The organism is Ruegeria sp. AK4 (genome assembly GCF_056541025.1).
This window is the reverse complement of sequence record NZ_JBQFXS010000025.1, coordinates 1-18,958: the sequence shown is the minus strand read 5'-3', so window position 1 is coordinate 18,958 and position 18,958 is coordinate 1. Positions and strand designations below refer to the sequence as shown.

Sequence of the window (18,958 nt, the reverse complement as noted above, 5' to 3'; positions counted from 1 at the left end):
CATCAATTGAAGAGGGCGCAGGGTAACCTGCGCCCTTTTCACCAATAACTGCTGCGGACAGATGCAGAGCGGGGACAACCTCGCCAGGATAAAACAGTCCGCAAGCTACGGGGATCCCATAATATGTCGACTATGACTGACCCACCGAAAGCTGATTTTCGGTTGTCGATGCTCATAAACGATACCCGCTATCGCTCTTTGACGTTTCAGGTGATTGCGGCCATCGTTATTGCGTACTGTATCTGGTACTTAGGGCACAATCTGTTTCAAAACCTCCGCGCCGCTGGCCTGAACATCTCGTTTGCGTTTCTCGGAGACACTGCCGGGTATGACGTCAACCAGGTTCTTATAGAATATGACAGCCAGGACTCGCATGCCCGCGCGTCCGTTGTCGGTTTGCTCAACACGCTGCTTGTCGCCTTTCTGGCCTGCATCACGGCCACGTTCTTTGGCGTCGTTGCCGGGGTTCTGCGGCTGTCGAACAACTGGCTCGTGTCCAAGCTGATGGCGGTATATGTCGAGATCTTCCGGAATATTCCGGTGCTGATCTGGATCATCATCATCTTCACGATCATGACCGCGGTCCTGCCGGGTGCCAGAGCATATCTGGGTGAAGAACCGGAGCGTGAGATGACCTTCGGGCTCATCGCGTTCACCAACCGGGGTATCTATGTTCCGTCGCCCTATTTTACCCGTGGGTTCGGCGGGGAAGGCGGAAGCTTCGTAAACTGGCTTCTGGTGCTGGCTGTGCTGGTTCTGTCGTATTTCGCAACCCGGTTCGTGAACAAGAACGCGCAGATAAAGCAAGAGCAGACGGGCGTCAGGCCGAACACGCTGTTGATAAATGCGGCGATCTGGGTCGTCCCGCTTGTCGCTGTGTTGCTTCTGTTGGGCTTGTCGTGGGACCTTCCCGATCCCTTGGCAAACCGGTTTAATCTACGGGGAGGCACCCAGGTCGGAGCCCCGCTGATTGCCCTGTGGTTTGCCCTGTCGATCTATACGGGCGCCTTCATCGCGGAAAACGTGCGCGCCGGTATTCAGGCGATTTCCAAGGGTCAGACCGAAGCCGCCGCTGCTTTGGGTCTGCGTTCGGGCCGGATCATGAACCTTGTGATCCTGCCGCAGGCGCTGCGGGTGATCATCCCGCCGCTGATCTCGCAGTACCTGAACATCACCAAGAACTCGTCGCTGGCGATTGCCGTGGGCTATGCGGACATCACGGCAACGCTGGGTGGCATCACCCTGAACCAGACCGGTCGTGCGATCGAATGTGTTCTGCTGCTGATGCTGTTCTACCTGACAGCCTCGCTGGTGATTTCGATGGTAATGAACCTGTACAACGCATCCGTCAAGTTGAAGGAGCGCTGAGTCATGACCGATCAAACAACCAATTCGATCGCTTTCGTGGCCGAAGGCACCATCCCACCGTCACCGCCGCCGGCGCGTGAAACGGGTGTGGTCAAGTGGCTGCGGGAAAACCTGTTTTCGGGCGTGGCCAACACGATCCTGACGGTACTGTCGCTGATCCTGATCTATCTGATCCTGCGCAATACGCTTCCCTGGATGCTGAACGGTGTCTGGCAGGCGGATTCACTGGCGCAGTGCCGGGAGATTCTGGATGGCAAGACAGGGGCGTGTTTTGCGGTTCTGACCGAGCGCTGGCATCAGTTGATCTACGGGTTCAAATACCCCGATGACGCCTATTGGCGGCCAAATCTGGCCTTTGTGCTGATGCTGGTTGCTGCGGCTCCGGTGCTGTTTTTCGACCTGCCGCGCAAGATGCTGCTGTTCACCGCAGTCTATCCGTTTGTCGCCTTTTGGCTGATTTGGGGTGGCACCATCCTGGTTCCGCTGGTCGCGCTTCTGGGATGTGTGGCGGCTGCCGCAGTGTTCCAGAAATTCGGCAAAAACAGCTTTGCGGCGGGGTTCTTCGGGGCCATCGTCGTGGCGCTGGTGGTCTGGAAAGTTGGCGGGGCGTTGATCCCCGAAGGCGCGTCCGAGAACGCATGGCTCTCGGCCGTTCCCAGCCGGGACCTTGGCGGCTTCATGCTGAACATGATGCTGGGTGTAACCTGCGTGACGCTGTCGGTACCATTGGGGATTGCGCTGGCGCTGGGCCGTCAATCCACCATGCCGCTGATCAAGTGGGTCTGCGTCATCTTCATCGAGTTCATCCGTGGCGTGCCTCTGATTACGCTGCTGTTCGTGGCTTCGGTGATGCTGGCCTATTTCTTCCCGCCTGACAGCACGGTCGACCTGTTCCTGCGCGTCGTGATCATGATCACCATGTTCTCGGCCGCCTATATCGCCGAGGTGATCCGCGGCGGTCTGGCGGCGCTTCCGCGCGGACAGTACGAGGCAGCAGACAGTCTGGGCCTGGATTACCCGCAGGCCATGCGCCTGATCATCCTGCCGCAGGCGCTGAAGATCTCGATCCCCGGCATCGTGAACGTGGCCGTTGGCCTGTTCAAGGACACCACACTGGTTTCGGTCATCTCGATGTTCGATCTGGTGGGCATGATCCGGGGTCCCATCCTGGCGTCGACCGAATGGAACGGCGTCTATTGGGAGCTTCTGGGCTTTGCCGCGCTTCTGTTCTTCGTCGTCTGCTACGGCATCTCTCAATATTCACAGTGGCTCGAGCGTCGCCTTGCCACCGATCATCGTTAAGGAGTTCAACACATGTCTGAACTTGCAATTGACCGCGAAATCGACCGCACCAAAATGCAGGTGAGCGACGAGGTCGCCATCGAAATCAACGGCATGAACAAGTGGTACGGCTCGTTCCACGTGCTGCGCGACATCAATCTGACCGTCAATCAGGGCGAACGGATTGTCATCGCGGGGCCATCGGGCTCGGGGAAATCCACCCTGATCCGCTGCCTGAACGCGCTGGAGGAACACCAGCAGGGCACGATTGTCGTAGATGGGATCGAGCTGTCGAATGACCTCAAGAACATCGACAAGATCCGGTCCGAGGTTGGGATGGTGTTCCAGCACTTCAACCTGTTCCCGCATCTGACCATTCTGGAAAACTGCACGCTGGCCCCGATCTGGGTGCGCAAGACGCCCAAGAAAGAGGCTGAAGAGCGTGCGATGCACTTCCTGGAAAAGGTGAAAATCCCGGAACAGGCGGACAAGTATCCGGGCATGCTGTCCGGCGGTCAGCAGCAGCGGGTGGCGATTGCCCGTTCGCTCTGCATGATGCCGCGCATCATGCTGTTCGACGAACCGACCTCGGCGCTGGACCCCGAGATGATCAAAGAGGTGCTCGACACCATGATCGAACTGGCCGAGGAAGGCATGACCATGCTGTGCGTGACCCACGAGATGGGCTTTGCCCGTCAGGTCGCCAACCGCGTGATCTTTATGGATGCCGGCCAGATCGTCGAACAGAACGAACCGGAAGAGTTCTTCAACAACCCGCAAAGCGAACGGACCAAGCTGTTCCTGAGCCAGATTCTGGGGCACTGATCCGGTTGAAATCACGGGAAGGGCGGGGCTTTGGCCTCGCCTTTTTCTATTCCAGCAACTCACGCGGGATGGCAAAGCCCAGCACCGTTCCGCTGCGCCAGTTCACATCCGCCCAATCGCTAAGGTCGAAGCGGATCACTGTGGTCGCACAGGTCGGATAGTCGTAAAATCTGGCGTGCTCGGGGCCTTGCTGCACGATCTGCTGGGCAAAACCGGCAATTCCGGGGTTATGGCCCAGCATCAGCACCGTGTCCCCTGTCGCGCCCGAAAGAACGTTCAGCATGTCGTCCGGCCCCGCATGATAAAGCTGGCGTGTGAACCCGACCGTTGCAGCCCGCAGACCCATCCTGTCCCATGTCTCGCGGGTTCTTTCGGATGTGGAACTGATGACCTCATCCGGCAGCCATCCGTTTTGCCTCAGCCATCCACCGATGGCCGGGGCCGACTTGCGTCCGCGTTTGTTCAGTGGGCGGTCATGGTCGCTTGTAACCGGCGCGTCCCAGCTGGATTTTGCGTGACGGGTCAGGATCAGAGTACGGGTCATGTCGGGTGGAACGCTTTCATATGGTGGGCGGATTGCTCCGGATCGCGGCCCGCGCCGGGACTGAGGGGGCAGGCCAGCCGGGCAAGACAACCGCCGGTCAAGCAGCTTTGCCCCTCGGGCGTGTTCAGATGGTCGTGGCAGGCGTCGACGCTGTAAAACGCCTCGGCATTCAGCGCACCGACCGGGCAGGCCGTTGTGCAGGGGGCCGGGCAGCCCGTGCAGGGCGACGGGGCGCTGATCTCGGGGATGTCGAACTCCTGCGCAAAATGCAGCGCGCCCCGGTACGAGATCATCATGCCGACCGTGTCATGCACCAACGCGCCGACCGGGCTGCTGAACGTGCGTCCGGATTTCAGCGCCCAGTCGATGAACGGGGCGTAAGGCGGCCCGCCAAAGGGGAAATGCGCCTGCGCGCCCAGCGTCTGCGCCATCCCGCCGATAACCCGGCTCGACCAGCGGTCCACCGGGTCGGGGCCCTGCCATTCGGGCGCGGCTTTCAGAACGGACCAAAAGGCCGAACCCGCGCCCAAAAGGACCAGAGTTCCTCCGTCCAGCCCTTTGGCGCCGCTGATACGTGGATGGGTCGCACCCATGACGATCAGGCCCGCCTGATGCGCAACGCGCCCCACCCAGCCATAGCTGATTGCCGCCATGTAAGAGGAGGGTGGGGGATGTCCGGTCATCTCTCCTCCGCGGCTCGGGTCAGTCGGGCCGGATCAGCGAACCCGCACCGTGTTCGGTGAACAGTTCCAGCAGGACTGCATTGGGCGCGCGCCCGTCCAGAATGACCACGGCCCGCACGCCGCTGTGCAGCGCATCCAGCGCCGTTTCGGTCTTGGGGATCATGCCGCCCGCAATGGTGCCGTCCATCGTCATCTCGCGGATCTGACCGGCCTTCAGCTCGGTCACGACCTCACCGGCGGCGTTCTTGACGCCCGAGACATCGGTCAGCAGCAACAGGCGATCCGCCTTGAGCGCCGAAGCGATGGCCCCGGCTGCGGTGTCGCCATTGACATTGAAGGTCTCACCGTCCCGGCCAGCGCCCAGCGGGGCAATGACCGGAATAACGTCATGGGCGAACAGGTTGTGCAGAACCTTGGGGTTCATTTCCGAAGGCGAGCCAACAAAGCCCAGCGACGGGTCGGCCTGATCGCAGGTCATCAGATTGGCATCCTTGCCCGAAAGCCCGACGGCTGTGCCGCCCTGACGGTTGATCGCCTGCACGATGCGCTTGTTCACAAGGCCCGACAGCACCATCTCGACCACTTCGACCGTCGCCTTGTCGGTCACGCGCTTGCCATTCACGAACTCGGACTGGATATCCAGCTTGTCCAGCATCGCGTTGATCATCGGCCCGCCACCATGCACGACCACCGGGTTCACCCCGACCTGCCGCATCAGCACCACGTCGCGCGCAAAGCTTTCCATCGCCTCGTCGCTGCCCATGGCGTGGCCGCCCAGCTTGATGACGACAATCGCGCCGTCATAGCGCTGCAGATAGGGCAGCGCGCTGTTCAGGGTTGCGGCGGTGGCGATCCAGTCCCGGTTCATGTCACGTGTCTTCATGGCTAAGGTCCTTCTGACATTCCGTGTTAGGACCTTTGCGCGGCACTGCCAAGGGCCTAAAGCAGTTCCGGTTCACATAGAATCACCAATGCCCTGCCTCGCCTTCGGCGCTCTCGGGACATTGGCGATCAGTGTTTTTGCAATGAAAACCGGAACTGCCGTGACTACTCCAGATGCGCGATTATCGAGCGAAGGGTCGGAATGCCGTCGCCTTTCTCGGATGAGGTCAGCACGATCTCGGGGAAGGCCGCCGGGTGTTTGGACAACGCGCCGCGCACCTGATCCAGCACTTTCGCGCGGTCCTTGGCTTTCACCTTGTCGGCCTTGGTCAGCACGCATTGAAAGGTCACGGCGCTGGTGTCCAGCAGCTTCATGATCTCATCGTCCACCGGTTTCACGCCGTGGCGTGAATCGATCAGAACAAAGGCGCGGCGCAGGGTCTGACGCCCGCTCAGGTACTGCTTCAACAGCCGCTGCCACTTCTCGACCACCTTCACCGGCGCATTGGCGTAGCCATAGCCCGGCAGGTCCACCAGATACAGTTCGGGGCCCTGGGTAAAAAAGTTGATCTCTTGCGTGCGGCCCGGCGTGTTGGATGCGCGCGCCAGACCTTTGGTGCCGGTCAGCGCGTTGATCAGGCTGGATTTGCCCACGTTCGAGCGGCCTGCAAAGCAGACCTCCAACCGGTCGGGGGCGGGCAGGCCGTCCATCGCGACGACGCCTTTGACGAACTCGGATTCGCCGGCAAACAGCTTGCGGCCGGTTTCCGCCGCAAACTCATCCGGGGTTTCGGCCAGGGGGAAGGGAAGCGGGGTCATAGCACTTCTACCTTGTCGCCGGTCCGGACGCTGCCGCCCTCCAGCACTTCGGCATAGACGCCGAAATCCTGATGGTTCCAGCTGTTCAACGCCCCCAGCGTGTCGGCGTCCCGCTCACCGGTTTCGGGGTTGGCGGTGGTCGCCAGACAGCGCGTGATGCGTTCGCGGACGCGGAACAGGGCCTCGCCGATGCGGATGTCACGGCCCAGCCAGTCGAACTCTTCCCACAGAGGCAGGCCATCGAACCAGATATTGCCGCGCCAGCGCACGATGGACAGATCGCGGCCCAGCTTCTGTTCAACCGCCCGGTGCGAGGCCATGTTGCACAGGCTGATCGACGGAAAATCGCTGTCCGTCATACCCCGGCCGGGGGCGCGGACAATACGGGCCGAGGCCGCGCGATCGGCAGGCATCAAGGGCTTGACCCAGTCCAGAAACGCATCCTGCTGGGTGTCCGGCTCAAAGCTCAGATCGGGGCGGTCGGGGTGGCTTAGTGTAACCGCGTCGCCCTGCAACCGCGCCGAGATCGCCATCAGTTGCGGCACCTTCGCGCCACGGCTGAAATTGGCGCAGGGGGCCCATTGCGAACCATCGATTGTGGATGCCTCATGCGCGACCGCCCAAACACGATCCCCGGGCATGGTCTGCCCGGGGGTCATGGTGACGTGATCAAGGCTTTCGCGCCCGTGGCTTTTGATCGGATGCCGCCACAGGCTGGTGATTGCGCCGCTCATTTGTCGTCCGTCTTTGGGGTCTTCTTGAAACCGGACTTGATGTTGCCAAACACATCGGGCGTGTAACCCTGGCTGCGCATGATCAGGTATTGCTGGGTAAACGTGATGGTGTTGTTCGCAATCCAGTACACCACCAGACCGCTGGCAAAGCCGCCCAGCATGAACATGAAGACCCACGGCATCCAGGCAAAGATCATCGCCTGCGTCGGATCGGTTGGGGCCGGGTTCAGCTTCTGCTGCAGCCACATCGAGATACCCAGCAGCAACGGCAGGATGCCGATGAAGATCAGCGCCATAAAGCTTTCGGGTTGCGGGGCCGCCCAGGGTAGCAAGCCGAAAAAGTTGAAGATCGAGGTCGGATCGGGCGCGCTCAGGTCACGGAACGGGCCAAACCACGGGGCCTGTCGCAGTTCGATGGTGACAAAGATCACCTTGTACAGCGAGAAGAAGATCGGGATCTGCATCAGGATCGGCAGACAGCCCGCGGCGGGGTTAACCTTTTCCTTCTTGTACAGCTCCATCATGCCCTGCTGCATCTTCTGGCGGTCGTCGCCAGCCGCCTCTTTCAGGGCCTCCATCTGCGGCTGCAATTCCTTCATCTTCGCCATCGAGACGTAGGATTTGAAGGCCAGCGGGAACAGGATCGCCTTGATGATCAGCGTCAGGCCGATGATCGACCAGCCCATGTTGCCGATAAGGGCGTTGATGTTGTGCAGCAGCCAGAAGATCGGCTTGGTCAGGAAGAAGAACCAGCCCCAGTCGATGCTGTCGATGAATTTCTGCACGCCTTTTTTCTGATACTCGCGAATGGTCTCCCACTCTTTGGCACCGGCAAACAGGCGTGTCGTGACCTCTTCCGTGGCACCGGGGGCAACGGTCAGCGTCGGCAGAACGGTTTCGGTCTGATAAATCTTGCGGCGCGAGTCGTATTTCGCAGCCGCCTTGAAGGCCGAGCCCGGTTCGGGGATCAGCGTGGTCATCCAGTAGTGGTCTGTGAAGCCGATCCAGCCATCTTGCTTGACCTGATACACCTCGGCCTGGGCCCGTTCGTTCGGGTCGATGTCGAAATCGCGCACATCGCCGTAATCGACCTCGGACAGGGTGCCGTCGGCCATGCCGATCACGCCCTCATGCAGGATGAAGAAGTTTTTCAGCCCCGGCAGATCGCCGTCCTCGCCAATGCCGTGGCGGGCCAGAATGCCGTAGGGCGCCATGCCAACCTCGGCCTGAGTGCCGTTTTCAACGGATTGCGTGATCGTGAACATGTAGTCCTCGTCCACCGAAATGGTGCGGCGGAAGGTCAGGCCGTTGCCGTTTTCCCAAGCCAGCGTGATCGGAGTGTCCACGCCCAGTGCCTCACCCTGCTCGAGCGTCCAAAGGGTATTCGGGCCGGGCACATCGGTGCCCGACACGCCGGACCCTGGGGCCCAGCCATACAAGGCGTAATAGGCGGAATCGGTTCCAACCGGCGACAGCAGTTCAACGATGGGCGCGCCTTCTTCGATCGAAACTTTGTAGTCTTTAAGGAACAGCTCGTCGATGCGGCCGCCCGACAGCGACAGGCTGCCTTTCAGGCGGGGGGTGTCGATCTGCACGCGGGGGGCCTGTTCCTCGGGCAGGGTTTCTTCTGCGGCGGTCGTCGCCTTGCCCACGGTGCCGGTTCCGGCGGCGCTGGGCGTCTGAACGTCAGTGTCCTCGACCGCAGCGATCTCGGTCTGTTCGGTCGTGGGTGTTGGTTCCGGCGGGGGGAACAGCACGAACCAAACCAGGATCACCAGAAAGCTGAGCGCGGTTGCGAGGATGAGATTCTTGTTCTGATCGTCCATCTGGGACAGCCACCTTGAGCAGTGAAAGACACCCGCAGGGTTCAACAGAGTGCAGGCCCAAAGGTCAAGCGGAATCGCCCGTAAATCCGCCTTGGACAGGCTTTCCGTGATGCAATTCCGCCCCGCTACCCAGTTTGCCGACCGATTTTGGGGACGCCCCCGATTTTATTGCGATGGGCGGTGATCCAGTCGACGGTTTTTTCAACGGGCATGGGTTTGCCGATCCCGAAGCCCTGAACATGGTTGCAGCCCAGCTGCGCCATCAACGCGTGTTCGCCCGGTGTCTCGACCCCTTCGGCCAGAGTCTCGAGATTCAGCTTGTCTGCCATGGTCAGAATGGCGCTGGCCAGTTGCTGCTGGCTGGGGTCCTGATCGGCCTTGGTGACGAAGGAGCGGTCGATTTTGATCCGGGAAACTCTGAACCGCTTGATCGACGCAATTGACGCATGGCCGGTTCCGAAATCGTCCAGATCGATGCAGCATCCCAAAGCGGCCAGACCCGACACGTTGCGCGTGATTACGTCGTCCGGGCGGCGAGAGAATACGGTTTCCAACACCTCGACTGCCAGCCGGTCCGGGGTCAGGTCGAACTGATCCAGTTCCCATTTCAGGTGGTCGATCAGGCCGGGATCGCGCAGCTCGTCCGAGGAAAAGTTGACGCCGATCCGGGGTACGATAATCCCGGCGCGATCCCAGTCGCGCATGGCGGTGAAGGCATGTTGGCGTATGGCCTGCCCAAACCGTTCCATCAGCCCGGCCTGTTCGGCAAAGGGCAGGAACAGATGCGGCCCAAGGACACCCTTACTGGGGTGTTCCCAGCGGGCCAGCGCCTCAAAACCCGTGACTTGCCCTGTGTCGGTCGAAATCTGCGGCTGAAACCAGGGGCGGATTTCCCCGCTGTTCAGCACGGCGTCAAATTCCTTGCGCAGGTTGGTTCTTGTTTTTGACCGGCGGCTGATCTCTGCGGAATAGGCCCGAATGGTCGAGGGGCCATTTTGCTGCGCCTCAAACAGCGCGCTGAACGCGGCTTCTTTCCAGTCGCTGGCCGTGCCGTCCGAGGCGCTGGTGCTCAGGCAGAACCCGATCGAGCAGGACAGGTACACGCCCGCCTCGTTCAACATTACCGGTGTTTCGACCGCGGCCTGGATGCGCCCGGTCAACTGGATACATGTCTCAAGATCCAGATGCTGCGCGGGGCTGAGGCCGATCAGAATTTTGTGCCCGTCCAGCCGGGTGATAAAATCCCCGGTGCGGATTACCGAAAGGACACGGGTGCAGACCTGCTGATTTATATGCTCGGCGGCGGCCTGACCGTGCAGATCGACGATCTGGCTGTAATCGTCCAGCGTCAGGGCGATACAGGCCGAGGCATCGCCCCTGCGGTTGGCAGCCTGGAACACATCGGCAAGGGCTGTGTCAAAGCCATCATTTGGCAAAAGCCCGCCAGATGCCCCCCGAGCGTTTGTCTTGGTCCGGGACGCCGCCATGCCCGAGCCTGCCCACATCAGGGGTAACCCCAGCGCGATCGCCACAAGCGCCCGTTCCCCGCCGATCCAGAAGGCCCCCAGACTGATCGCGGGCACAAAGGCCAGCGCGGACGGGCCATTGAACACACCCGAGAGGGACTGCACCAATCGTCGAGCAAAAAGAAGGTTCCGCATCAGTTTCCGGGCCTTGGCTGAAATCGCACAAGACGACCCTAGGAAACCTCTCTGAGTCAGTCGTTAACGCAGGCGCGGAATTTCTTCCGAATTTTCGTCTATTTCACCGGATTTCAGCGCAAGATTGGCGAAATCGAACAGTTTCGGGTCCAGCAGATGGGAGGGCCGCGCATTTGTCAGCGCGCGGAACATGACCTGCCGCCGTCCGGGGCTGTTCTTTTCCCACTGGTCGAGAATCTGTTTCACCTGTTGCCGCTGCAACCCGTCCTGACTGCCGCATAGATCGCAGGGGATGATGGGATAGTTCATCGCTTTTGCAAACTTTTCGCAATCGGCCTCGGCCACATGGGCCAGCGGGCGGTAGACGAACAGGTCGCCCTCTTCGTTCACCAGTTTCGGCGGCATGGTCGCCAGACGCCCGCCATGGAACAGGTTCATGAAGAATGTCTCGAGGATATCGTCGCGGTGATGGCCCAGAACCACCGCCGAACAGCCCTCTTCCCGCGCGATGCGATACAGGTTGCCCCGGCGCAGGCGCGAGCAGAGGGCGCAATAGGTCCGGCCCTGCGGGACCTTGTCCATGACGACCGAATAGGTGTCCTGATACTCGATGCGGTGGGGCACGCCCATCCGATCCAGAAATTCGGGCAGGACGGTGGCGGGAAAGCCGGGCTGGCCCTGATCCAGATTGCAGGCCAGCAGATCGACAGGCAGCAGGCCGCGCCATTTCAGTTCGTGCAGAACGGCCAGCAGGGTGTAGCTGTCCTTGCCGCCCGACAGGCAGACCAGCCAGCGGGGGGGCTTCCCATCATGGCGTTCGATCATCCCGTACTGCTCGATGGCTTCACGGGTCTGGCGCACGATGCGCTTGCGCAGCTTCTTGAACTCGGTGGTCGAGGGGGCGCCGGCAAACAGCGGGTGGATATCGTCTGCGTCATCAAACATGCGCCCGTGCGTACACCGAGCATTGCGCCCGGGCAAGGCTGAACGCAGCCGGTTTGGGGATGTGTGCCGGATGTGGTAGGAAGCCAGCATTTCAGGCAGGAGCGAATTCATGGACTATTTCTTTTCCGTCCGCGCCCGCAAGGGCGATCACTACTCGAACAAACTAGGCGCGGCGCGGTATCTGGCGATCCCCGGCACCGCGAAACAGCCCGCGCGAAGACACGAGGTCCGGGTCTCGGACTGGCTGCGCGATGTTCAGGCCGCGGCGGGCGCAACCGACGAGGACAAGGGGCATATCGTCGTGTTTGTCCACGGCTTCAACACCGAGCAGTTCGAGATGCTGGAACGCCACCGCAAAATCCGCAAAGGGCTTGAGGCGCACGGATTCAAGGGCGTCGTGATCAGCTATGACTGGCCCAGCGACGGGTCGGTTCTGGGCTATAACTCGGACCGAGCCGACGCGCGGCGGTCAGCCGACAAGCTGTTTGTGCACGGCATCAACCGGTTGTCGCGTATGCAGACGGCGGATTGCCGGTACAACATTCACGTGCTGGCGCATTCCATGGGCACCTATCTGGTGCGCGAAGCGATGGATTATGCCGATGACGACCACGCCACGGCCCAGACCAGCTGGACCGCCAGCCAGGTGGCCTTTGTGGCGGCGGACGTGTCGTCGAAATCCTTTCAGGACGGGAACCCCAAAACCTCTTCCCTGTTGCGTCGTAGCATACGACTGACCTGCTACTACAGCCCGTTTGACGAGGCGCTGTCGGTCTCGGAAATCAAACGTGTCGGGGTGTCGCGCCGGGCCGGGCGGGTCGGGTTGCCCGAGGATCGGGCGGACAAGGCCGTGAACCTGTATTGCGGCGCGTTCTACAAGAAGACCAAAGACAGCTATCCTGACGGGAAATCCGCCTCGCATAGCTGGTATTTCGACGCGCCCCGGTTCTACGAAGACCTGTATCACACCTTTATGGGCTCTCTGGACCGTGAGGTTATTCCGACCCGCGCACGCACGGATCGTGGCAATCTGGCGCTGGTCTGAGGCGGTTCAGTCCTTGCGATCCGGCACCGGATCATAGCCATCCCCGCCCCAGGGATGGCAGCGCCCGATGCGGCGGGCGGCGAGCCATGTGCCCTTTATAGCGCCGTGCTTTTCCAGCGCTTCCAGCGCAAAGGCGGAACATGTGGGCTGGTAGCGGCAATTGAACCCGACCCAGGGACTGAAGATTAGCCGATAGGCCCGGACGGGCAGGGCAAGGATATGGGCAAACGGCGTCATTTCCGGGCGCTGTGAACCTTGCGGAGCGCGTATTTCAGATCGTCCAGCAGGGCGTCAAAAGGGCGGGTTGCCGTGACTTCGGCCCGTCCGATCAGAACGTAATCCCAGCCGTCCCGCCCGTGCGCGGGCAAAACGGCCCGTGCTGCCTCGCGCAATCGTCGTTTGGCGCGGTTGCGGGCAACGGCATTGCCGACTTTCTTGGAACAGGTGAAGCCAACCCGAATACCGGGGGCCTCATCCGGTGCGCGTTTGCGGGCCTGCACCATCAACGAGGACGTGCCCTGCCTGCGCGCCCGCGCGGCTTTCAGGAAATCGGACCGTTTCCTGAGAACGGTCAGAGTATCAGGCACGCAAACGGACGCCGCCGGGGGCGTGTCCCCGGGGTGGTTCTTACCATCCTCAGGGGCCTCCGGCGGCGTCATGTTCATAACCTGATCGGTGAGCGGTTTACGCGCTCAGCGATTTGCGGCCACGTGCGCGGCGCGCGTTCAGGATTTTGCGGCCGGCCTTGGTGGCCATGCGCGCGCGGAAACCGTGGCGGCGTTTGCGAACCAGGTTCGAAGGCTGATAGGTGCGTTTCATCGCTCCGTCTCCAATCTATAGCGGTCGGGTGCGGCGCGGATTCGCCTGGCCCTAGTGTTCGAAGCCCGTCCTCTACTGCTAAGGGCAGGGTAAGTCAAACCCCAAGGTGGGGGTTTTGTCGCTATTTGCAACAATTCTGTAACCGACCGGCGAAAAGATTTCAGAATCCGGTGGTTCCGCACAGAAACGCTCACATTAACCGACACATGGATCAAGGCCGCGTGAAGCCTCTGTTGCTTGGCCGCCGGGCGGCGCATCTTGTGGAGAAGATGAAACTGACAAAGCCGGATGGCGACATGAGCGATACCACCCAGGCGCCGCGCAGCGGGGTTGCGCGGCATATTCCCTTGCTGATCATCCTGACGGTTGCCGCTGTCGGGTTCTTTACCCTTGGGGATTACCTGACTTTCGAGACCCTGCGCGACAACCGCGAGGCGTTGCTGGCCTGGCGTGACGGGCATTACTGGGCGATGGCGGCGGCTTTTGTCGGTATTTACATCGTGATCGTGGCCTTTTCCCTGCCGGGCGCGGCCGTTGCCTCGATGACCGGAGGGTTCCTGTTCGGCCTGTTCGCAGGCACTGTCTTTAACGTTTTTGCCGCCGCCATCGGCGCATCGGCGATCTTTCTGGCCGCGCGCTGGGGGTTGGGCGAGACACTGACCGCGCGGCTGGAATCCTCGGAAGGTACGGTCAAGAAGCTGAAAGACGGGCTGCGTGAGAATGAAATCTCGGTGCTGTTCCTGCTGCGCCTTGTACCGGTTGTGCCGTTCTTCGTGGCCAATCTGGTGCCCGCGCTGGTCGGGGTGAAGTTCCGCAATTTCCTGCTGACCACGGCGCTGGGCATCATTCCGGGCGGAATCGTCTATACATGGATTGGCGTGGGTCTGGGCGGCGTGTTTGATCGGGGCGAGACACCGGATGTCTCGCTGCTATGGGAGCCGTTCGTGATCGGCCCGATCCTTGGCTTGTGCCTTCTGGCGGCCTTGCCGATTGTGATCAAAGCCCTGCGCGGCAAAAAGGACAGCTGATCCATGACCGAACTGAAAACCGATATCCTGGTGATCGGAGCCGGGTCCGGAGGCCTGTCCGTCGCCGCCGGGGCCAGCCAGATGGGGGCCGATGTGGTCCTGCTGGAAGGCCACAAGATGGGCGGCGACTGCCTGAACTTCGGCTGTGTGCCGTCGAAAGCGCTGATCGCCAGCGGCAAGGCGGCATTTGGTCAGGCACATGCCTCGGCGCTTGGCGTGGCGGATGTGGTGCCCAAGGTCGATTATGTCGCCGCCAAGGACCACGTTCATGACGTCATCGCGCAGATCGAGCCGATGGACAGTCAGGAACGGTTCGAGGGCTTCGGCGTCAAGGTGATCCGGGAATACGGCAGCTTTGTCTCGCCCACGCAGGTGCAGGCGGGCGACACGCTGATCACTGCGCGCCGCGTGGTGATTGCAACCGGCTCGTCCCCTCTGGTGCCGCCGATCCCCGGTCTGGATCAGGTGCCCTTTTACACCAATGAGACGATCTTTGACCTGCGCGACAAGCCCGAGCATCTGCTGATCATCGGCGGCGGCCCCATCGGGATGGAGATGGCGCAGGCCCATATCCGGCTGGGCTGCAAGGTCACCGTGATCGAAGGCATGCAAGCGCTGGGCAAGGATGACCCCGAGGCTGCGGCGGTCGTTCTGGACACGCTGCGGGCCGAAGGTGTCGAGATCCACGAACAGGCCATGGTCGCCCAGATTCGCGGGTCCGAAGGCAAGGTCGAGGTCGTCACAGAAACCGGCCAGATTTACGCGGGTACGCACCTGCTGCTGGCGGCGGGGCGCAAGGCCAATACCGGCCGGCTGAACCTTGAGGCTGCCGGGATCGAACCCACGCGGACCGGCATCAAGGTCGATGAAACCCTGCGCACCACAAACCGCAAGGTCTACGCCATCGGCGATGTCGCGGGCGGTCTGCAATTCACCCATGTCGCGGGCTATCACGCGGGCATCATCATCCGCTCGGCCCTGTTCGGCCTGCCGTCCAAGGCCAAAACGGCCCATATCCCGTGGGCCACCTATACCGACCCCGAACTGGCCCAGGTCGGCCTGACCGAGGCGCAGGCCCGCGAACAGCACGGCGATAAGATGGAAATCGCACGATTTGATTATCACCACAATGACCGCGCGATTTCTGAGCGAAGAACGAAAGGCTTCATTAAGGTCATGGTCGTAAAAGGCCGGCCTGTGGGCGCGACAATCGTGGGTCATCAGGCGGGCGAACTGATCAACTTGTGGTCGCTGGCGCTGGCCAATAACCTGAAGATGGGCCAGATCGCCGCGATGGTTTCCCCATACCCGACGATCGGAGAGCTTAACAAACGTGTCGCGGGTGCTTATTTCTCGCCAAGGCTGTTTGAGAATCAAACGGTTAAACGAATGGTCAGGTTCGTCCAGCGCTGGATACCCTGACCGAAAAAGGGAGAGCAGAGTGAACTCGCTGTCAGGCCGATTTCTGATCCTGACCACGGTCTTCGTCATGTTGGCCGAGATTCTGATCTTTGTTCCTTCGATTGCGCGCTTTCGCGAGGATTTCCTGCTGAACCGGCTGGAACGCGCCCAGATCGCCTCGCTGGCGCTGCTGGCCGACGACATGCTGGCCGAAGACCTTGAGGCCGAACTGCTGGCCAATGCGGGCGTCTATAACGTCGTGCTGCGCCGGGACGAGGTCCGGCAACTGATGCTGTCGTCACCCATCCCCGAGCAGATCACCAAAACCTATGACCTGCGCGACGCAGGCCCCTGGGTGCTGATCCGCGACGCGATGATCCGGCTCTGGACACCTGAAAACGAGGTGATCCGCGTGATCGGCGAACCGGTCAAAGGCGCAGGCCTTCTGATCGAAGTGACCACCGACAGCATGCCCTTGCGCATGGCGATGACCGACTACGGGCTGCGCATTCTGGGGCTGTCCTTTGTCATCTCGATCATCACGGCGTTTTTCCTGTTTCTGGCCGTGCGGGTGGTGCTGGTGAAGCCGATAAAAGGCGTTGTGGGCTATATGCAGCGCTATGCAAGCGCGCCCGAGGATGCGCGGGGCATCATCTCTCCCAATTCCAAAGTGACCGAACTGCGTGAGGCGGAAGAGGCGCTGCAGCAATTGCAGACCGACCTGACCCAGGTTCTGAAACAGCGGGAGCGTCTGGCGCAACTGGGCGGCGCAGTGGCCAAGGTCAGCCATGACCTGCGCAACATCCTGACCTCGGCCCAGTTGTTCACCGACAGGATCGAGGCCAGCGATGACCCGCTGGTCCGGCGTATGGCACCCAAACTGGTCAACTCGATCACGCGCGCGGTGTCTTTGTGCGAAAGCACGCTGGCCTTTGGCCGCGCCGAGGAACCCGCGCCGACGCTGACCATGGTGCGCCTGCGCGACATTGCCGAGGACGTGGCCGCCAATGAACGGCTCGCTCTGGCCGATGCCTGCGTCGAAATCGAAAACGAACTGCCCGAGGATCTGGTGGCCCGCGCCGATCCGGAACAGATGTTCCGGGTGATCATGAATCTGGTGCGCAATGCTCGGCAGGCGCTGGTTGCTTCGGGCAAACCCGGGCGCATCACCATCGCGGGCTGCGAGTATGAAAACAGCTGGTGCATCGAAATCCGCGACACCGGCCCCGGCCTGCCCCCCAAGGCACGCGAGAACCTGTTCACCCCGTTTCAGGGCGGCGTGCGCAAGGGAGGGTCCGGGCTGGGGCTGGCAATCTCGCAGGAACTTGTCCGCGGGCATGGCGGTGATCTGCTGCTGAAAGACACCGGCCCCGAGGGAACCACCTTTGAAATAAGACTACCGCGCGGGGACGTGACTTTTTGAAGATTTTTTACAGAATCGGCTTGCACGTCCCCGGCCCCGGGTCTACATAGCGCCTCACCAACGCGGACCGATAGCTCAGCTGGATAGAGTACTTGACTACGAATCAAGGGGTCGGGGGTTCGAATCCTCCTCGGTCCGCCACTTTGGTTTCATAAGGCATTGTTAACGATAGGCTTTTTGGCAGTGCTTTTGGCTGTGCCCAACATTTTGCCCAACAAAAAATATTTGATGCCAAGTCCTGGGCGAAATACTGTGTCGGGCTGGTCTCAGTAAATTTGACGCCATAGTATGCATGGGATTTCGCAAACGGTAGGCGTTCCCATGAATGACGTAGTTGATGACATGCATTTGTTGCTGACAGGCGGTTACCCGCTTGATGAAGTAATAGTCATTGATGATGGAAGTGGTACGCCGTCGGTCGTGGCATTTATTGAGGATGCCGAGGCTGATGTGCTTATGCTCAGCTTCAAGCCAGATGGTGACGTCGAGATACACACCGAGAAGTACAGCTATGTCACCCTGTTCAAAGCCCTGCCCAACGAGCTAGAGGACATGATTGACGAGGCCGGGGAATTGTGGGGAACTCTGCAAGCCTACTGGGACGAAAAACAGGAAAACTGGGTTGGCTGGGAACACACGGCCACGCAACCAAAGCCAGCTGAATGATTGCGTCTCAGCTAGTTTTCAGTTGCAGGTAGTAACAGACCATTGATGGATAGCATTTCAAATTGGGAGAACACAGGCTGGGGTAGTAAAGATGGCAAGGCCGTTCATATCAGTGAGGTTGAACGAGGGCTTGCATGTGAGTGCGTCTGCCCAAGTTGCGGCGAGAAACTTGTCGCTCGAAAGGGCAATGTGCGTTTGCACCACTTCGCCCACGCGCAAAAGGTTGACTGTTCAAGCCTCGGGGAAAGCGCCCTGCATCTTGCCTGCAAAAATGTGATTGCCGAAACTTGTGAGATTTTGCTTCCCCAGGTCGTGGCATCCGATGGCATCTATCAAGGAGGCCGAAGTTATTATCCGCAAGGGTACGATGTTGTCGCATCTTCAAAGCGCGTGCAATTCGACACTGTTGAACTGGAGTGTAGCCTAGGGCGCATTGTCCCAGATGTTGCTGCATCGTCAAAAGGTCACACACTCTGCATTGAAATAAAGGTCACTCACGCAGTGAATGACGATAAGGCCCTGTACTACGAGCGCTTGAAAATGTCCGCTATCGAGATTGATGTATCCGAATTACCGCGCGATGCCTCGAAAGAAAAAGTTAGGCAGTGTGTCATTGAAAGTGAATCCCACAAGAAATGGATCTACAACGCTAAAGCCGCAATTCGACTGGCACGCTGCACGCGTAAAGATTGCAGCGGCAATTTGGTACCATGTCCGTTGCCCACAATGGCTCTTTTAGACAACCTGCCAAAAAAAGGATGGAATAGCGCCGCAAAGCGCGCAGCCTACAAAGGCGAAGTCTATTGGCTAAAAAACTGTCTTTATTGCAAACACGCCCTCTGTTTTTTTGATGAGCATCTGTATTGCGACGCAACGCCCGAGGCGACGAGCGGTTACACAAAGTTCCCAGGTGGTTTTTAGGCTCCAGACTCATTGATTTACAGCCAGAACAGAACGGTAGCCGCGAGCGCGATGGCTGATAAGAAGACCTTGGGGCATCTGTCGTAT

20 protein-coding genes and 1 tRNA gene are annotated in these 18,958 nt (G+C 60.3%); 10 read left to right on the top strand and 11 right to left on the bottom strand.

Features of this window, described 5'->3' with window-relative positions; all coding sequences use genetic code 11:
* Positions 1 to 123 precede the first annotated feature (123 nt).
* From ACR0EZ_RS23020 to ACR0EZ_RS23010, 3 genes are read left to right on the top strand one after another with little or no spacing between them, the layout of a single operon-like run.
* Positions 124 to 1,368: an amino acid ABC transporter permease gene (locus tag ACR0EZ_RS23020; RefSeq protein ID WP_480617137.1), complete on the top strand. Its 1,245-nt coding sequence runs from the start codon at positions 124 to 126 to the stop codon at positions 1,366 to 1,368.
* Between the two features lie 3 nt (positions 1,369 to 1,371).
* Entirely contained in the window at positions 1,372 to 2,670 is a 1,299-nt protein-coding gene (locus ACR0EZ_RS23015) for an amino acid ABC transporter permease (RefSeq protein ID WP_480617136.1), read from the top strand.
* 12 nt (positions 2,671 to 2,682) lie between these two features.
* Entirely contained in the window at positions 2,683 to 3,474 is a 792-nt protein-coding gene (locus tag ACR0EZ_RS23010) for an amino acid ABC transporter ATP-binding protein (protein ID WP_480617135.1), read from the top strand.
* 46 nt (positions 3,475 to 3,520) lie between these two features.
* Here ACR0EZ_RS23010 and ACR0EZ_RS23005 read toward each other — a convergent pair whose 3' ends face one another.
* The 8 genes from ACR0EZ_RS23005 to ttcA all read right to left on the bottom strand — a co-directional run bounded on the left by ACR0EZ_RS23005 (position 3,521) and on the right by ttcA (position 11,568).
* Positions 3,521 to 4,018, bottom strand: a complete 498-nt coding sequence (locus tag ACR0EZ_RS23005; protein ID WP_480617134.1) for a SixA phosphatase family protein — start codon at positions 4,016 to 4,018, stop codon at positions 3,521 to 3,523.
* Positions 4,015 to 4,701, bottom strand: a complete 687-nt coding sequence (locus tag ACR0EZ_RS23000) for a ferredoxin (protein ID WP_480617133.1) — start codon at positions 4,699 to 4,701, stop codon at positions 4,015 to 4,017. Before ACR0EZ_RS23000 ends, ACR0EZ_RS23005 begins: the two co-directional genes overlap by 4 nt.
* A gap of 19 nt (positions 4,702 to 4,720) precedes the next feature.
* Positions 4,721 to 5,584 carry an acetylglutamate kinase gene (gene argB, locus ACR0EZ_RS22995; RefSeq protein ID WP_480617132.1) on the bottom strand — a complete coding sequence of 288 codons (864 nt, stop codon included), beginning with the start codon at positions 5,582 to 5,584 and terminating at the stop codon, positions 4,721 to 4,723.
* A 164-nt stretch (positions 5,585 to 5,748) separates the two neighbouring features.
* Positions 5,749 to 6,402 carry a ribosome biogenesis GTP-binding protein YihA/YsxC gene (gene yihA, locus ACR0EZ_RS22990; protein ID WP_480617131.1) on the bottom strand — a complete coding sequence of 218 codons (654 nt, stop codon included), beginning with the start codon at positions 6,400 to 6,402 and terminating at the stop codon, positions 5,749 to 5,751.
* A complete protein-coding gene (locus ACR0EZ_RS22985; RefSeq protein WP_480617130.1) occupies positions 6,399 to 7,136 on the bottom strand; it encodes an MOSC domain-containing protein in 738 nt (245 codons plus the stop codon). Before ACR0EZ_RS22985 ends, yihA begins: the two co-directional genes overlap by 4 nt.
* A complete protein-coding gene (gene yidC, locus ACR0EZ_RS22980) occupies positions 7,133 to 8,962 on the bottom strand; it encodes a membrane protein insertase YidC (RefSeq protein ID WP_480617129.1) in 1,830 nt (609 codons plus the stop codon). Before yidC ends, ACR0EZ_RS22985 begins: the two co-directional genes overlap by 4 nt.
* A gap of 125 nt (positions 8,963 to 9,087) precedes the next feature.
* Complete coding sequence (locus ACR0EZ_RS22975; protein WP_480617128.1) at positions 9,088 to 10,623, bottom strand: putative bifunctional diguanylate cyclase/phosphodiesterase; 1,536 nt, start codon at positions 10,621 to 10,623, stop codon at positions 9,088 to 9,090.
* A gap of 63 nt (positions 10,624 to 10,686) precedes the next feature.
* A complete protein-coding gene (gene ttcA, locus ACR0EZ_RS22970) occupies positions 10,687 to 11,568 on the bottom strand; it encodes a tRNA 2-thiocytidine(32) synthetase TtcA (protein WP_480617127.1) in 882 nt (293 codons plus the stop codon).
* 109 nt (positions 11,569 to 11,677) lie between these two features.
* Here ttcA and ACR0EZ_RS22965 point away from each other — a divergent pair, with 109 nt between their 5' ends.
* On the top strand, positions 11,678 to 12,613 hold the full coding sequence (locus ACR0EZ_RS22965) for an alpha/beta fold hydrolase (RefSeq protein ID WP_480617126.1): 936 nt from the start codon (positions 11,678 to 11,680) through the stop codon (positions 12,611 to 12,613).
* Between the two features lie 6 nt (positions 12,614 to 12,619).
* On the opposite strand, the gene yidD is transcribed toward ACR0EZ_RS22965, so the two are convergent.
* Genes yidD through rpmH form a run of 3 tightly spaced genes read right to left on the bottom strand, consistent with a single transcriptional unit; the run spans position 12,620 to position 13,432 of the window.
* Entirely contained in the window at positions 12,620 to 12,850 is a 231-nt protein-coding gene (yidD, locus tag ACR0EZ_RS22960; RefSeq protein WP_480617125.1) for a membrane protein insertion efficiency factor YidD, read from the bottom strand.
* A complete protein-coding gene (gene rnpA / locus ACR0EZ_RS22955) occupies positions 12,847 to 13,272 on the bottom strand; it encodes a ribonuclease P protein component (protein WP_480617124.1) in 426 nt (141 codons plus the stop codon). Before rnpA ends, yidD begins: the two co-directional genes overlap by 4 nt.
* A 25-nt stretch (positions 13,273 to 13,297) precedes the next feature.
* A complete protein-coding gene (gene rpmH / locus ACR0EZ_RS22950; protein ID WP_005980833.1) occupies positions 13,298 to 13,432 on the bottom strand; it encodes a 50S ribosomal protein L34 in 135 nt (44 codons plus the stop codon).
* Positions 13,433 to 13,701: 269 nt separating this feature from the next.
* On the opposite strand from rpmH, the gene ACR0EZ_RS22945 reads away from it, so the two are divergent.
* The 6 genes from ACR0EZ_RS22945 (at position 13,702) to ACR0EZ_RS22920 (ending at position 18,871) form a co-directional block, all read left to right on the top strand.
* Positions 13,702 to 14,460 carry a TVP38/TMEM64 family protein gene (locus ACR0EZ_RS22945; RefSeq protein WP_480617123.1) on the top strand — a complete coding sequence of 253 codons (759 nt, stop codon included), beginning with the start codon at positions 13,702 to 13,704 and terminating at the stop codon, positions 14,458 to 14,460.
* A 3-nt stretch (positions 14,461 to 14,463) separates the two neighbouring features.
* Positions 14,464 to 15,882, top strand: a complete 1,419-nt coding sequence (locus ACR0EZ_RS22940) for a dihydrolipoyl dehydrogenase family protein (protein ID WP_480617122.1) — start codon at positions 14,464 to 14,466, stop codon at positions 15,880 to 15,882.
* Between the two features lie 19 nt (positions 15,883 to 15,901).
* Positions 15,902 to 17,284, top strand: coding sequence for an ATP-binding protein (locus ACR0EZ_RS22935; protein WP_480617121.1), 1,383 nt, complete (start codon positions 15,902 to 15,904; stop codon positions 17,282 to 17,284).
* 64 nt (positions 17,285 to 17,348) lie between these two features.
* A tRNA-Arg gene (locus tag ACR0EZ_RS22930) sits at positions 17,349 to 17,425 on the top strand.
* Between the two features lie 180 nt (positions 17,426 to 17,605).
* The gene (locus ACR0EZ_RS22925) at positions 17,606 to 17,950 is read left to right on the top strand and encodes a hypothetical protein (protein ID WP_480617120.1); all 345 of its coding nucleotides are present in this window, start codon (positions 17,606 to 17,608) and stop codon (positions 17,948 to 17,950) included.
* A gap of 45 nt (positions 17,951 to 17,995) precedes the next feature.
* Positions 17,996 to 18,871 carry a competence protein CoiA family protein gene (locus tag ACR0EZ_RS22920; RefSeq protein WP_480617119.1) on the top strand — a complete coding sequence of 292 codons (876 nt, stop codon included), beginning with the start codon at positions 17,996 to 17,998 and terminating at the stop codon, positions 18,869 to 18,871.
* Positions 18,872 to 18,958: the final 87 nt, after the last annotated feature.